This is a genomic window from Nitrosomonadales bacterium (genome assembly GCA_016716325.1).
Classification (GTDB): domain Bacteria; phylum Pseudomonadota; class Gammaproteobacteria; order Burkholderiales; family Gallionellaceae; genus Gallionella.
Map to the genome: position 1 here is coordinate 772,394 of JADJWO010000001.1, position 14,588 is coordinate 786,981.

10 protein-coding genes and 1 pseudogene are annotated in these 14,588 nt (G+C 61.9%); 5 read left to right on the plus strand and 6 right to left on the minus strand.

From position 1 onward, the window contains the following. Window positions 1-42 precede the first annotated feature (42 nt). A complete protein-coding gene (locus IPM27_03620; GenBank protein MBK9160642.1) occupies window positions 43-1,395 on the plus strand; it encodes a TrpB-like pyridoxal phosphate-dependent enzyme in 1,353 nt (450 codons plus the stop codon). 27 nt (window positions 1,396-1,422) lie between these two features. Here IPM27_03620 and IPM27_03625 read toward each other — a convergent pair whose 3' ends face one another. The 5 genes from IPM27_03625 to IPM27_03645 all read right to left on the minus strand — a co-directional run bounded on the left by IPM27_03625 (window position 1,423) and on the right by IPM27_03645 (window position 4,707). Further along, the gene (locus IPM27_03625; protein ID MBK9160643.1) at window positions 1,423-2,184 is read right to left on the minus strand and encodes a uracil-DNA glycosylase; all 762 of its coding nucleotides are present in this window, start codon (window positions 2,182-2,184) and stop codon (window positions 1,423-1,425) included. Further along, window positions 2,171-2,656, minus strand: coding sequence for a ribosomal protein S18-alanine N-acetyltransferase (rimI, locus tag IPM27_03630; protein ID MBK9160644.1), 486 nt, complete (start codon window positions 2,654-2,656; stop codon window positions 2,171-2,173). The genes IPM27_03625 and rimI overlap by 14 nt, the downstream gene beginning before the upstream one ends. After that, the gene (gene tsaB, locus IPM27_03635; GenBank protein MBK9160645.1) at window positions 2,653-3,351 is read right to left on the minus strand and encodes a tRNA (adenosine(37)-N6)-threonylcarbamoyltransferase complex dimerization subunit type 1 TsaB; all 699 of its coding nucleotides are present in this window, start codon (window positions 3,349-3,351) and stop codon (window positions 2,653-2,655) included. The genes rimI and tsaB overlap by 4 nt, the downstream gene beginning before the upstream one ends. 159 nt (window positions 3,352-3,510) lie before the next feature. Continuing rightward, window positions 3,511-3,987, minus strand: coding sequence for a 2-C-methyl-D-erythritol 2,4-cyclodiphosphate synthase (locus tag IPM27_03640; GenBank protein MBK9160646.1), 477 nt, complete (start codon window positions 3,985-3,987; stop codon window positions 3,511-3,513). Window positions 3,988-4,029: 42 nt separating this feature from the next. Beyond that, complete coding sequence (locus tag IPM27_03645) at window positions 4,030-4,707, minus strand: 2-C-methyl-D-erythritol 4-phosphate cytidylyltransferase (protein MBK9160647.1); 678 nt, start codon at window positions 4,705-4,707, stop codon at window positions 4,030-4,032. Window positions 4,708-4,773: 66 nt separating this feature from the next. On the opposite strand from IPM27_03645, the gene mfd reads away from it, so the two are divergent. Both mfd and IPM27_03655 read left to right on the plus strand, forming a co-directional pair. Beyond that, window positions 4,774-8,178 (plus strand): transcription-repair coupling factor, encoded by a 3,405-nt coding sequence (gene mfd, locus IPM27_03650; GenBank protein MBK9160648.1) that lies wholly within the window; start codon window positions 4,774-4,776, stop codon window positions 8,176-8,178. A gap of 144 nt (window positions 8,179-8,322) precedes the next feature. Further along, entirely contained in the window at window positions 8,323-10,632 is a 2,310-nt protein-coding gene (locus IPM27_03655; GenBank protein ID MBK9160649.1) for a bacteriohemerythrin, read from the plus strand. A 253-nt stretch (window positions 10,633-10,885) separates the two neighbouring features. Here the strand turns inward: IPM27_03655 and IPM27_03660 are convergent. Continuing rightward, window positions 10,886-11,008 (minus strand): annotated as a pseudogene (locus tag IPM27_03660) (glycine zipper 2TM domain-containing protein). 199 nt (window positions 11,009-11,207) lie between these two features. Here IPM27_03660 and map point away from each other — a divergent pair. Together map and IPM27_03670 are read left to right on the plus strand one after the other, a co-directional pair. Next, window positions 11,208-12,002, plus strand: a complete 795-nt coding sequence (gene map / locus IPM27_03665; GenBank protein MBK9160650.1) for a type I methionyl aminopeptidase — start codon at window positions 11,208-11,210, stop codon at window positions 12,000-12,002. Beyond that, window positions 11,974-14,532: a [protein-PII] uridylyltransferase gene (locus IPM27_03670; GenBank protein ID MBK9160651.1), complete on the plus strand. Its 2,559-nt coding sequence runs from the start codon at window positions 11,974-11,976 to the stop codon at window positions 14,530-14,532. The genes map and IPM27_03670 overlap by 29 nt, the downstream gene beginning before the upstream one ends. Window positions 14,533-14,588 lie beyond the last annotated feature (56 nt).

A 14,588-nucleotide genomic window follows, 5' to 3' on the forward strand; every position in this document is an offset into this window, starting at 1 on the left:
CAAGCGGAATCATCAATAACAACCGACAGGGAGGAGAATCAAATGCCGCAAACCAAGATATTGCTGGACGAGTCGGACATCCCGACGCACTGGTACAACGTCGTCGCCGACATGCCAAACCCGCCGACCCCGCCGCTGGGTCCGGACGGCAAGCCCATCGGCCCGGAAGCCCTGACCGCGATCTTCCCGATGGCATTGATCGAACAGGAAGTCTCCGCAGAACGCTGGATCAAGATCCCCGACCCGGTACGCGAGGCGCTGAACGCCTATCGTCCTTCACCGCTGTTCCGTGCCCACCGGCTGGAAGCCGCACTGGGTACTCCGGCCAGGATCTACTACAAATATGAAGGTGTCTCGCCAGCCGGTTCGCACAAGGTCAACACCGCCATCCCGCAGGCGTATTACAACAAGCTGTCCGGCATCAAGCGCCTCACCACCGAGACCGGCGCCGGGCAGTGGGGCTCCTCCATCGCATTGGCCGGACAGATGTTCGGTCTGGACGTGCGCGTGTTCATGGTCAAGGTGAGCTACGAGCAGAAACCGTTCCGCCGCTCGATGATGCAGACCTGGGGTGCGCAGGTGTTCGCCAGCCCGAGCATGGAGACCAACACCGGTCGCACTGCTTTAGAGAAGGACCCGAACAATCCCGGCTCGCTCGGCTTGGCCATCTCGGAAGCGATAGAGGAAGCCGCTTCGCGCCCGGACACCAACTACACGCTGGGCTCGGTGCTGAACCATGTATTGCTGCACCAGACCGTGATCGGGCTGGAGGCGAAGAAGCAGTTCGAGAAGGTCGGCGACTACCCGGACATGGTGTTCGCGCCCTGCGGCGGCGGCTCCAATTTCGGCGGCGTAGCCTTCCCGTTCTTCGCCGACAAGGCGGCCGGCAAGAATATCCGACTGGTCGCGGTCGAGCCGAGTTCGTGTCCGACGCTGACCAAGGGCGTGTATGCCTACGACTTCGGCGACACCGCCGGTTTCACGCCGCTGATGAAGATGTACACGCTGGGACACGATTTCATGCCGCCCAGCATCCACGCCGGTGGCCTGCGCTACCACGGCGATTCGCCGCTGGTATCACAGCTCTACAACGAGGGGTTGATCGAAGCGGTAGCCGTGCCGCAACTGGGTACGTTCGAGGCAGGGGTGCAGTTCGCGCGCGCCGAAGGCATCATCCCGGCACCCGAGTCCAACCACGCCATCCGCGCCTGCATCGACGAAGCGCTGAAATGCAAGGAGAGCGGCGAAAAGAAGACGCTGTTCTTCAACCTGTCCGGCCACGGGCATTTCGACATGGCCTCATACGACAAGTACTTCTCCGGACAACTGGAGAACTACAACTATCCGGAAGAAGCGATCAGGGAATCGCTGGCCCACCTGCCCAAGGTGGGTTGATCCCGTAAGGTACGGTGGGGCTGAGCCTCACCGTATCGTGTCCGCATCCTTTAGTGTCTGCACCGCCATGCACAGGTCCTGCCAGGCTTTGGCTTTCTCGGACGGACTGCGCAACAGATAGGCGGGATGGTAGGTGACGACCATGGGGATACCGCGATAATCGTGCAGCGTGCCGCGCAGGCTGGCCATCGTCGCATCCTTGCCCAGCAGCGCATTCGACGCGACCTTGCCCAGTGCGACGATGATCTTCGGCCGGATCAGTTCGATCTGGCGCTGCAGATAGGGCAGACAGCTGGCGATCTCGTCGGGTTCGGGATTGCGGTTGCCGGGCGGTCGGCACTTGACGATGTTGGCGATGTACGCGTTGTCGCCGCGCTTGAGCCGGATCGCCAGCAGCATGTTGTCCAGCAACTTGCCCGCCTGCCCGACGAACGGCTCGCCCAGCGCATCCTCGTCCGCACCCGGACCTTCGCCGACGAACAGCCACTCGGCCCGCTCGTCGCCGACACCAAACACCGTCTGCGTACATCCGGCGCGCAGTTTGCAGGCGGTACAGTCGCGTACCTTTTGCTTGAGTTGCGGCCAGTCGAGTTCCCCGCTTGCGGATGACGGCACGAAGGAAGGCTCCATTCTTTCAACCGGCTCCGCGCCCGTTGCCGCATGATGCTCGGCAACCGGTTGCTCCGCAACAGCGGATGCAGGTTCCGTCGTGGCAGGCGCGGGCATGTCCCTGCGCACCCACAGCGGGTACAGGTTCAGTTCACGCAATATCGCTTCATTCCTGTCCATGTCCATCGTCCTTCAATTCGCGCGCCATCGTGATGGCGTCGTCGGTATGGTCGCCGTTCCGGTAATAGTCGCGCCGCACGCCGATCTGCAGGAAGCCCTCGCTGCGGTACAGTGCCAGCGCCGCAGCATTGGAAGCGCGCACTTCGAGGAACATGCAGCGCATGTCCCGCGCGCGCGCCGCCTCCAGCATCGCGCGCAGCATCTTCCGCCCCAGGCCTTTGCGCTGCTGCCCGGCAGCCACGCCTATGGTCAGCAACTCGGCCTCGTCGGCCACCATCCTCAGGATCGCATAACCGCGTATCTCGATACCCGCATCCAGATGGCCAGGCTCCACTTCTTCCGATTCCACCCGGCACAGGTAGCCGCTGTTCAGCGCATCCTCGAAATTGCCCCGCGTCCAGGGATAAGGCTGCACTTCCTGCTCGATGGCCAGCACGGCATCGATGTCTGCCCCGGTCATCGGCCTGATCATTTTTTTCCGCGTTCGTCGTGCTTTTCCCGCTCCGACGTCTTCAATGCCACCTTGTCGCGCAGATACAGCGGCAAGGCCAGCGCCGCATCCACGCCGCCGCCCCGGGCGAACTGCGCCGCTCCCAGCACGGCGATCATGGCAGCCTGCGGAATCGCCGCGCCATCCACCGCCTGCAACTGCCCGACATATCTTTCCTGCAACCTTGCGCCATGTGCGGCGAACCCGCTGCCCGCACCGAACCAGCCATCTCCGGACACGGCGGGCGCATCTTCCGGCTTGCACAGGCGGGGTTCGCTCACGGCTGTCCAGCCGCTTCCTGTCCTTTCATACGCCGCGTGATAGACCTCGCCCATGCGCGCATCCAACACCGCGATGACATTCTGTCTGCCGGAGCCCTCGGCCAGGGCTTCCAGTGTGCAGATGCCCACCACCGGCAGGTTCGCTCCCAGCGCCAGCCCCTGCGTCACACCGCAGGCGATGCGTATGCCGGTGAACGAGCCCGGCCCCTTGCCGAACGCGATGCCGTCGAGTTCGGCAAGTTTCGTTCCCGCCTCATTGAGCAGCCCGTCCAGCATCGGCATCAGCATCCCGGAATGCCCCTGCCCGGCCAGCTCGCAACGCGCGGTGACTTCGCCGTCCCGCCATAGCGCGACCGAGCAGTATTCGGTGGAAGTTTCGAGCGCGAGGATGTTCATCAGACTGGAAATCCTATTTGCACCACGAAGCGCACGAATGACACGAAGTAAATAAAATCATTACCACACACCCCTTGTTGTTCAAGTACATCCTGCGGTTTATCACCAGATATTCTTCGCGCGCTCTGTGCCCTTCGTGGTGAATCGGTTTATGCGAGTTCAATCATCCGCCAGCAGCAATACCACCGCCTGTGCCGCGATGCCCTCGCCGCGACCGGTGTAGCCGAGTTGCTCGGTGGTGGTCGCCTTGATGTTCACCGCGCTTTTCTCGACGCGCAGATCGGATGCGATGTGCGCCACCATGTGCGCGATGTGCGGCGCCATCTTCGGCGCCTGCGCGATGATGGTGGCATCCACGTTGGCCACACGCCAGCCCGCTTCGCGCACCAGATGCAGCGATTCGCGCAACAGGATGCGGCTGTCGATGTTCCTGTATTTCGCGTCGGTATCGGCAAAGTGCCTGCCGATGTCGCCCAGTCCCGCCGCGCCGAGCAGCGCGTCGCAGATCGCGTGCAGCAGCACATCGGCGTCGGAATGGCCGAGCAACCCCTTTTCGTACGGGATGTCCACGCCGCCGATGATCAGCTTGCGCCCTTCCACCAGCTGGTGAACATCAAAGCCTTGTCCAATGCGCATTACCCTCTCCCCAGCCCCTCTCCCGCGAGCGGGAGAGGGGATTTATTTCCGTTGAAGAAACGACTCCGCCAGCACAATATCCTGCGGATAGGTCACCTTGAAGTTGCTGTTGTCGCCCGCCACCAGTTTCGGCTGTAGCCCCAGCGCCTCGATCGCCGATGCCTCGTCGGTGACGCTGCTGCATTGCTGCAACGCCTGCGCCAGCAGGCCGGCACGGAACATCTGCGGCGTCTGCGCCTGCCATAGCCGCTCACGCGGCTCGGTGAATTCGATGCGCCCTGCATCGTCTGCACGCTTCAGCGTGTCGGCTACCGGTACGGCAAGGATGCCGCCCACCGCATCGCCGCGCAATTCGTCAATGAGTTTTGCCAGATGGGCCTGCGTCAGGCACGGGCGTGCCGCATCGTGCACCAGCACCCAGTCGTCCGGCTCCAGTTCGGAGGCCAGCAGTCCGTTCGCCACGCTCCCGGCGCGCGTCTCGCCGCCGCAATACAGTGGCTGTAACTTGTCGCCGCAGTGCGACCAGTCGAAGGAAGCGAACAGCGTATCGCCCGGCGACAGCACCACGAACACCGTCGCAATGTCCGGGCAGGCGCACAGCGTGCCGAGCGCATGCGCGATCATCGGCCTGCCGGCGAGCGGCAGGTATTGCTTGGGCATTTCATTGCCCATGCGCGCGCCGAAACCGGCGGCGGGGACCAAAGCGTGGAATTCAGGCATGGCGTGATTGTAAAGGAAACCCATCTGCTTGGCTTATAATGCACGCCTTTGTTGCAGACCGTTTCCATGCTGTTCGCCTCCAAACACACCCGTCCTCGCTACGCCAATCTGCAAGGTTCGTCCGATGCGCTCGGCCTGGCACAATTCGCCTCGAAAAAGTCGCCCCTGGTGATCATCGCCGCCGATGCGCTTGAAGCGCAGCGGCTGGTGGAAGAGATCCCTTTCTTCGCTCCATCGTTGAAAGTGCATCTGTTGCCGGACTGGGAGACGCTGCCCTACGACCACTTCTCGCCGCACCAGGATCTGGTATCCGAACGCCTCGCCACGCTGCACCACATCCGTACACAGGCATTCGACATCGCGATCGTACCTGTCACCACGGCGCTCTACCCGCTGCCGCCCGTGGGCTACATGGCCGCCTACACCTTCTTCCTGAAGAAAGGCGAGACGCTCGACCTTGATGCCTTCCGCAGCCAGATGACGCTGGCCGGCTACACCCATGTGCAGCAGGTGCTCACCCCCGGCGAATACTGTGTGCGCGGCGGCATCATCGACCTGTACCCGATGGGCAGTGTGCTGCCTTATCGCCTCGATCTGTTCGACGACGAGATCGAGACCCTCACCACCTTCGACGTGGACAGCCAGCGCACCTTGTATCCGGTGCCGGAGATCCGCCTGCTGCCCGCGCGCGAGTTCCCTCTGGACGAGAAAGGCCAGGCCACCTTCCGCCAGCACTTCAGGGAAAGGTTCGAGGGCGATCCGTCCCGGTCGCGCATCTACAAGGATGTGAGCAAAGGCATTGCATCGTCCGGCATCGAGTATTACCTGCCGCTGTTCTTCGAACAGACCGCGACCTTGTTCGACTACCTGCCTGAACAGGCGACGCTGTGCCTGCACCACGACGTGGATGCCGCGATACAGCAGTTCGCCGTGGACACTGCCTCGCGCTACAACCTGTTGCGCGGCGACCCGCAGCGGCCCCTGCTGGAACCGAAGGAACTGTTCCTCGATGCGGAGCAGTTCTTCATCAAGGCGAAAGAGTTCGGGCGGATCGACATCGTCGCCGAAGAAACGGGCGCATCGCTGACGCCCTGTCCCACCGCCACCATCCCGCCTGTCGCGGTAGACCGCCGCGCCGAAGTACCGACACAGAAATTCGCCGACTTCCTGCGCGGTTACGCGGGACGCGTGCTGCTGCTGGCCGACAGCCTGGGGCGGCGCGAGATCGTGTCCGGCTACCTGAAGGAATACGACCTCACGCCCGCCGTGTGCGACGACTACGCAGCCTTCCTCGCCTGCAAAGAGAAGTTCATGCTCGGCGTCGGCCCGGTGCAGAACGGTTTCATCCTCGATGATGAACACGTTGCACTGGTGACGGAAACCGAGCTCTACGCATCGCAACCCCGTGCCCGTGCCGCCCGCGCCGCGAAGAAGAGCAACGTCGAGGGCATGCTGCGCGACCTGTCCGAGCTCAAGCCCGGCGACCCGGTGGTGCATGAACAGCACGGCATCGCGCGTTACCGGGGACTGGTCAACCTCGACCTCGGCGAAGGCGAGAATGAATTCCTGCTGCTGGAATACGCGGGTGAGGACAAACTCTATGTACCCGTCTCGCAACTGCATGTGATCAGCCGCTACAGCGGCGGCGCGGCGGAAGCCGCCCCGTTGCACAAGCTGGGCAGCGGCGCATGGGACAAGGCCAAGCGCCGCGCGATGCAGCAGGTGCGCGATACTGCGGCCGAACTGCTGAACCTCTATGCACAACGCGCACTGCGCAAGGGCCATGCATTCAAGCTGACCTGGCACGATTACGAGGCGTTCTGCGCCGGCTTCGATTTCGAGGAGACCGCCGACCAGGCCGCCGCCATCGAAGCGGTGATCCTCGACCTGCAATCCGGCAAGCCGATGGACCGGCTGATCTGCGGCGACGTGGGTTTCGGCAAGACCGAGGTGGCGCTGCGCGCCGCCTTCGTTGCGGCCAGCGAAGGCAAGCAGGTCGCGGTCCTGGCACCGACCACGCTGCTGGTCGAACAGCACTTCCAGAACTTCTCCAACCGCTTCGCCGACTTCCCGATCAAGCTCGCCGAACTGTCGCGCTTCCGTTCCGCCAAGGAGACCACGCAGGCGCTGAAGGATCTGGCAGATGGCAGACTGGACATCGTCATCGGCACACACAAGCTGATCCAGAAAGACGTGAAGTTCCACAATCTGGGCCTGGTCATCCTCGACGAAGAACACCGTTTCGGCGTGCAGCAGAAAGAGCGCCTCAAGGCATTGCGCGCCGAGGTGGATGTGCTCACGCTCACCGCCACACCCATCCCAAGAACCTTGGCCATGTCGCTGGAAGGCCTGCGCGATTTCTCGGTGATCGCCACCGCGCCGCAGCGCCGCCTGTCGATCAAGACCTTCGTCAGCAGTTTCAGCCAGGGCGTGATCCGCGAGGCCGTGCTGCGCGAACTCAAGCGCGGCGGGCAGGTGTACTTCCTGCACAACGAAGTGGACACCATGCCCAATATGCTGGAGAAGCTGGAGACGCTGCTGCCCGAGGCGCGCATCCGCATGGCGCACGGCCAGATGGGCGAACGCGAACTGGAAGCCGTGATGCGCGACTTCCACCACCAGCGCTTCAATGTGCTGCTGTGCTCCACCATCATCGAGACCGGCATCGACGTGCCCACCGCCAACACCATCATCATGAACCGCGCCGACCGTTTCGGCCTCGCGCAGTTGCACCAGTTGCGCGGCCGCGTCGGACGCTCGCATCACCAGGCCTATGCCTACCTGCTGGTGGACAGCATGGACGGTCTCACCGCGCAGGCGAAGAAACGACTGGAAGCCATTCAGGCGATGGAGCAACTGGGCAGCGGTTTCTACCTCGCGATGCACGACCTGGAGATACGCGGCGCGGGCGAAGTGCTGGGCGAATCGCAGAGCGGCGAGATGCAGGAGATCGGTTTCAGTCTTTACAACGACATGCTGAACGCCGCCATCAAGTCGCTCAAGGCAGGCCACGAACCGGACATGGCGCACCCGCTGGGCGTGACCACCGAGATCAACCTGCACACCCCCGCCCTGCTGCCGAACGACTATTGCGGCGACATCCACCAGCGGCTGGTGATCTACAAGCGCCTCGCCAACTGCGATACCGGCGAAGACCTGGATGACATGCAGCAGGAACTGATCGACCGCTTCGGCCTGCTGCCGGACGCGACGCAATCTTTGTTCGACTGCCACCGCCTGCGCATCCTCGCCAAGCCGCTAGGCATCAGCAAGCTGGATGCGTCATCCGAGGCCATCGTCATCCAGTTCATCCCCAACCCGCCCATCGACCCGATGAAGATCATCACGATGATCCAGACCCGTCGCTACGTCAGGATGAGCGGACCGGACAAGTTGCGCATCGATTTGAAGCATGACGACCTGCGGATGCGTGTGCAGGCAGTCCGCAATCTCCTCTGCGAACTGGGGTGATTCCGGGCAAGCCTCACACACACCAAAACCCTGGCATGGACATAGTGTAAGGTCGCAAGTCAACACAGACACAGGCGGAAAAATAATTTACGATGCAAGCGTACGGTAGCAATGAGCCTGTAAATTGATATTCGGGGGGGGCGAATGGACTCGATCGAGATATTCCCGTGGGATGAGAATTTCAACACGGGCATCGCCATCATTGACGAACAGCACGAACGGCTGGCACAGTTGCTGAACCGGCTATCGAGCCACGTCGCCTACAAATCCGACAACCTCGAACTGGATGCCATCTTCGACGAGCTGGCGGATTACGCCGTCTACCACTTCCAGACCGAGGAGGCGATCTGGCACGAGCATTTCGGCGAGGAACAGCTGAAGGACGAGCACCTCGAAATCCACGACAGTTTCTCGACGACCGTGCTGAGACTGAAGAACAACAAGGACAACAAACCGGCAGAGGTCATCATCGCCGAGATATTGTCCTTCCTGACGCGCTGGCTGGCTTCGCACATACTCGAGACCGACCGCCACATGGCCAAGATCGTGCTTGCCCTGCAGGATGGCATGCCGATGGACGCCGCCAAGGAATACGCAGACGAACAGATGCGCGGTTCGACCAAGGTGCTGATCGATCTGATCCTGTCCACCTATAACAGCATGGCCGACAACACCCTGCACCTCATAGCCGAGATCACCCGGCACAAGCAGACCGCGCAGACGCTCACGGAACTACTCGGGGCCATGAAGGAACGCAACGCGCGCATCCAGTCGTTCCTGGATTCGTCGCTGGGCGCGATCGTCAGCGTGGACGGCAAGGGCGCGGTGATCGACTGGAACAGGCAGGCCGAAAGGATATTCGGTTACCCGGCGAAGGACGCGATCGGGCACAGGATAGAAGAGCTGATCGTTCCCAAACAGTTGCGCGAGGCACATCGGGATGGCATGGCACGCTTCATCGAGACCGGGAAACGCAAGCACCCGGACAAGCCGATGGAATCCACCGGCCTGCGCGCGAACGGCAAAGAGTTCCCCGTCGAGCTATCGTTCTCGTCCTACGAACATAACGGCGACCTGTTCATCATCGCCTACCTCAGCGACATCAGCGACCGCAAGATGGCGATGGAGCAGATCGAGCACCTGGCGTTCTACTGCCCGCTCACAAAACTTCCCAACCGGCGATTGCTGATGGATCGCCTGTCGCAAGCACAGGTCTCCAGCCTGCGCAGTGGCAGGCTGGGCGCGTTGCTGTTCATCGACCTGGACGAATTCAAGAAACTCAACGACACGCTCGGACACGAGATCGGCGACCTGTTGCTGCAACAGGTCGCGCAACGCCTGGAGACTTGCGTGCGCGACGGGGATACCGTCGCACGGCTGGGAGGGGACGAATTCGTGGTGGTGCTGGAAAGCCTGAGCAGCATCCCCCTCACGGCCGCGATACAGGCCGAAACGATCTGCGAAAAGATAACCCAGGCCCTCAACCGGAACTACCAGCTCAAGGATGTCGAATACCACATCACCTCCAGCATCGGCATCACACTGTTCGGTATTGTCGAACAGCCGCTGGACGAACTGCTCAAACAGTCGGACATCGCCATGTACCAGGCCAAGCGTGCCGGGCGCAATACGGTATGCCTGTTCGACCGCGAGATGCAGCAAGCGCTCAACGCCAAGATCATGCTGGAACATGAGCTGGATATGGCGATCAAGGAAAATCAATTCCGTTTGCATTACCAGATACAGGTGGACGAGCAGGGTCGCCCGTTAGGCGCGGAGGCACTGGTACGCTGGCAGCACCCGGAGAGAGGACTGGTTTTCCCGGACGAGTTCATCTCCGTGGCGGAAGAGACCGGATCGATACTGGCCATCGGGGATTGGGTGCTCGACATGGCTTGCGCCCAACTCGCGGACTGGCGGCACAACGGCTCCACCGCAGATTTCACGCTCTCGGTGAACGTGAGCGCCAGACAGTTCCGACAGGTCGGGCTGGCGGACAAGGTGAACGATGCCATCCGGCGCCACGACATCCGCCCCGAATCGCTGAAACTGGAATTGACCGAAAGCATCCTGCTGGACGACATCGAAGAAACCATCGCCACGATAGGCGCGCTGAAGAAGATCGGCATCCGTTTCTCGCTGGACGATTTCGGCACGGGCTTTTCTTCGCTGCAATACATCAAGCGTCTTCCGTTCGACCAGATCAAGATCGACCAGATCTTCGTGCGCGATCTCGTCTCGGACAGCAACGACCGGGCGCTCACGCGTGCGATCATCGCCATGGCGGTCAGTATGGATTTCGATGTCATCGCCGAGGGCGTGGAAACCGAAGAACAAAAAGCGCTGCTGCTGCAAAAAGGCTGCACCAAGTTCCAGGGATTCCTGTTCGGAAAACCGATGCCGATCACCGAATTCAATCGCCATTTCAACCCGTCTTCCGGCAATCCCGGATAATCCAGAAGGGATCGGTGCCCGCAGCGCGCCCACTGCGGATCGCGCTGCACCGGCAATAAACTAACGGAATGGCATCATCGTGCCGGAACCGGCACGGGCAGAAAGCAACGAATCAATCGTCCCTTTCATCGTCATCGTGATCATGGCCTTTCTTGCGGTGCTCGCGATGTTTCTCCTCATCGTGCCCGCGTTGCTTCTTGCTTGCCGCAGGAACCGTGGTGCGAGCCGCAGGCTGGGCTGGCTGGCTGGCGTCACTGCCGATGGCAGCCCCGGCTGCTGCACCGATCGCGCCGCCGACTACGGCACCGTCGCGCCCCCCCATCTCGTAACCGACCGCAGCACCCGCTGCGCCGCCGACCGCACCACCCACGACCGCGCCACCCTGCGGGTCATTGGCGCAACCGGAAAGCAACAGGATGATGGCTAACGATTTTTTCATATTTTCTCCCGAATGAATTGCCTGAAAGTTAACGCACCGGCCTGCCCGGCGCCACGCGAGTGTAGTTCCTAAACTGATTTGTCGGCAATCTTTCTCGCGTGCTATTCTCGGGCACCAGAAAGTCATCCAGATCATCATGCCTGTTCCCATCAAAACCCTGCCGGAAATCGAGAAGATGCGCGTCGCCGGTCGCCTGACCAGCGAAGTGCTCGATTACATCGGCCCGTTCGTCAAGGCCGGCGTAACCACCGGCGAACTGGACAGCCTGTGCCACGACCTGATCGTCAATGTGCAGCACGGCATCCCCGCCCCGCTCAATTACGCTCCCGGCGGACATACGCCGTACCCGAAATCCATCTGCACCTCGATCAACCATCAGGTGTGCCATGGCGTGCCCGGCAATAAGGTGTTGAAGAACGGCGACATCGTCAACCTGGACATCACCGTCATCAAGGACGGCTATCACGGCGACAGTAGCCGCATGTTCTACGTCGGCGAACCGTCCATCCAGGCAAAGCGCCTGTGCGAGACCACCTGGCTGGCCCTGTGGCGCGGCATCCGTGCAGTCAGGCCGGGCGCTTATCTGGGCGACATCGGCCATGCCATCCAGAGCTTCGTCGAACCGCTGGGCTACAGCGTGGTGCGGGAGTTCTGCGGACACGGTATCGGCCAGCGTTTCCACGAAGAACCCCAGGTGCTGCATTACGGCCGCCCCAAAACCGGCTTGCGCATCGAGCCGGGCATGACCTTCACCATCGAGCCGATGATCAACGCCGGGAAGAAGGAAATCAAACAGTTGGGCGACGGTTGGACCGTCGTCACCAAGGATCACAGCCTGTCGGCGCAATACGAGCACACCATTCTCGTCACCGACACCGGCTTCGAGGTATTGACCGTTTCCGATGGCTGCCCTCCCCCTCCAACCCCCTGACCAGACAGCCTCCCTGCGCGTATCCCTGCGCACCGACCGGGCTGTGCTCGAACGGGATTTCCTGCAGAACGGCAGGGCGACTTCCCTGTTGCGGGCGCACAGCCGGCTCATCGACCGTTACCTGCGCCGTGTCTGGCAGATGCTGGACATGCCGGCACATATCGCGCTGATCGCGGTCGGTGGTTACGGGCGCGGCGAACTGTATCCGAGATCCGACATCGACCTGCTGATCCTGCTCGATGCCGAGCCGGACGAAGACCTGGAGCAGAAGTTGCGCCAGTTGATCGGCACGCTTTGGGACATCGGCCTGGAAGTCGGCCACAGCACCCGCACCGTCGAACAATGCCTGTCCGAATCGGCCGACATCACCGTGCAGACCAACCTGCTCGAGACTCGGTTGCTGACCGGCGACGCGCAACTGTTCAGGACGCTGGATACGGCCGTGCACCGGCACCTCGACCCGCGCCAATTCTTCCTCGCCAAGCTGCAGGAACAACAGCAGCGCCACGCGCGTTTCCTCGATGCCGACTTCAACCTGGAGCCCAACCTCAAGGAAAGTCCCGGCGGGCTGCGCGACCTGCAGACCATAAACTGGATCGCGCGCGCGGCCGGACTGGGTACTCACTGGACGAAACTGGCCTCAGCCGGGCTGATCACCCCCTCTGAAGCGCGCCAGATAACCCGGCACGACAAGTTGCTGCAGACCTTGCGCATCCGCCTGCATTACCTCGCCAAACGCCGCGAGGACCGTCTGATATTTGACTTCCAGACGTTGCTGGCCGATCAGATGGGTGTGCCCGCCTCGGCGCACCGCCGTGCCAGCGAACACTTGATGCAGCACTACTACAAGACCAAACGTGCAGTGCGCCAGTTCAACACCATCCTGTTGCAGAACCTGCATGACCACCTGTTCCGCGAAGCACCGCCGGTACAGGCCCTGAACGAACGCTTCAGGACGGTCGGCACCTTGCTGGAGATCCGCGACGAGCACCTTTTCGAACACACGCCCGGCGCGATCTTCGAACTGTTCCTGATCCTGCAACAACATCCCGCGCTGACCGACCTGACTGCGCCGACCCTGCGCGCACTGTGGCGCGCGCAGCACCACATCGACACGAAATTCCGCCGCGACCCGCAGAACCGCGTCCGTTTCATGGAGATCCTGCGCCAGCCGCATGGTGTGCTGCACGCGCTGCGGCGCATGAACCAGTACGGCATCCTCGGCGCCTACCTTCCCGCATTCGGCCGAATTGTCGGGCAGATGCAGCACGACCTGTTCCACGTCTACACCGTGGACGAGCACATCCTGATGGTGGTGCGCAACCTGCGCCGCTTCCTTGCGCCCGAGTTCGCGCACGAACATCCGCTATGCAGCAAGTTGATCAATGAATTCGCGCGGGCCGAAGTGCTTTATATCGCCGGGCTGTTCCACGACATCGCCAAGGGGCGTGGCGGCGACCATGCCGAGCTCGGCAAGACGGACGCGCGCGCATTCTGCAAAGCGCACCGGCTCAGCCGCGACGACACCGAACTGGTCGTATGGCTGGTCGAGCAACACCTGACGCTGTCCGCCACCGCGCAAAAACAGGACATCTCCGACCCTGAAGTCGTCGCGAACTTTGCCGCAAGGATCCCGGACGACCGTTACCTGGTCGCGCTGTACCTGCTCACCGTCGCTGACGTGCGCGGCACCAGTCCCAAGGTATGGAACGCATGGAAAGCCAAATTGATGGAAGACCTGTTCCGGCAGACGCGCCGCTATCTCAGCGACGGCCATATCGACGATCGGCTCGGCGTGATCCGCAGCGAAGCCGCAGAAGTGCTGAACCTGTACGCGCTCACTCCGGAAAATTACCGTCTGCTGTGGGCACAACTGGACGACAACTACTTCCTCGATCACGAAGCGCATGAGATCGCCTGGCACACACGCCTGCTCGCATCCAGGGTCGATCCCGGCGCGGCCATCGTCAAGTCGCGCCTCAGTCGTGCCGGGGAAGGCCTGCAGGTGATGGTCTATTGCCCAGACCAGCGTGCATTGTTCGCGCGCATCTGCGACTTCTTCGCACGGATGAACTACACCATCGTCGAAGCCAGGATCCACACTACCCGCCACGGCTACGCGCTGAACAGCTTCCAGATCATGGAGGCGGTACGTAGCGACACCGCATACCGCGACATCATGAATTACATCGAATTCGAACTGGCCGGGCAGGTCGCACAGGCCAAGCCGGTCGCACCTGCCACATCGGGGCGCATCAACCGGCAACTCAAGCACTTCCCCATTCCCACCGAAGTCCGGCTCGAACCGGACCACAAGGGGATCCATGTGTTATCGCTGACCGCCGGCGACCGGCCGGGACTGCTGGCGCGCATCGCGCTGATTCTGGACCATCACGACATTCGCCTGCATCGCGCCAAGATCAACACCCTCGGCAGCCGCGCCGAGGACGTATTCTGGGTCAGCGGCGCAATGCTTGAGAAGCCGGAACAGATCGCTGCATTACTCGATGAACTGAAGGAAAAATTCTAGGGACTGCGTGTATCGCAAGCCGGAATCGCGAATATCGCCCGCCGCCGGAAATCGAC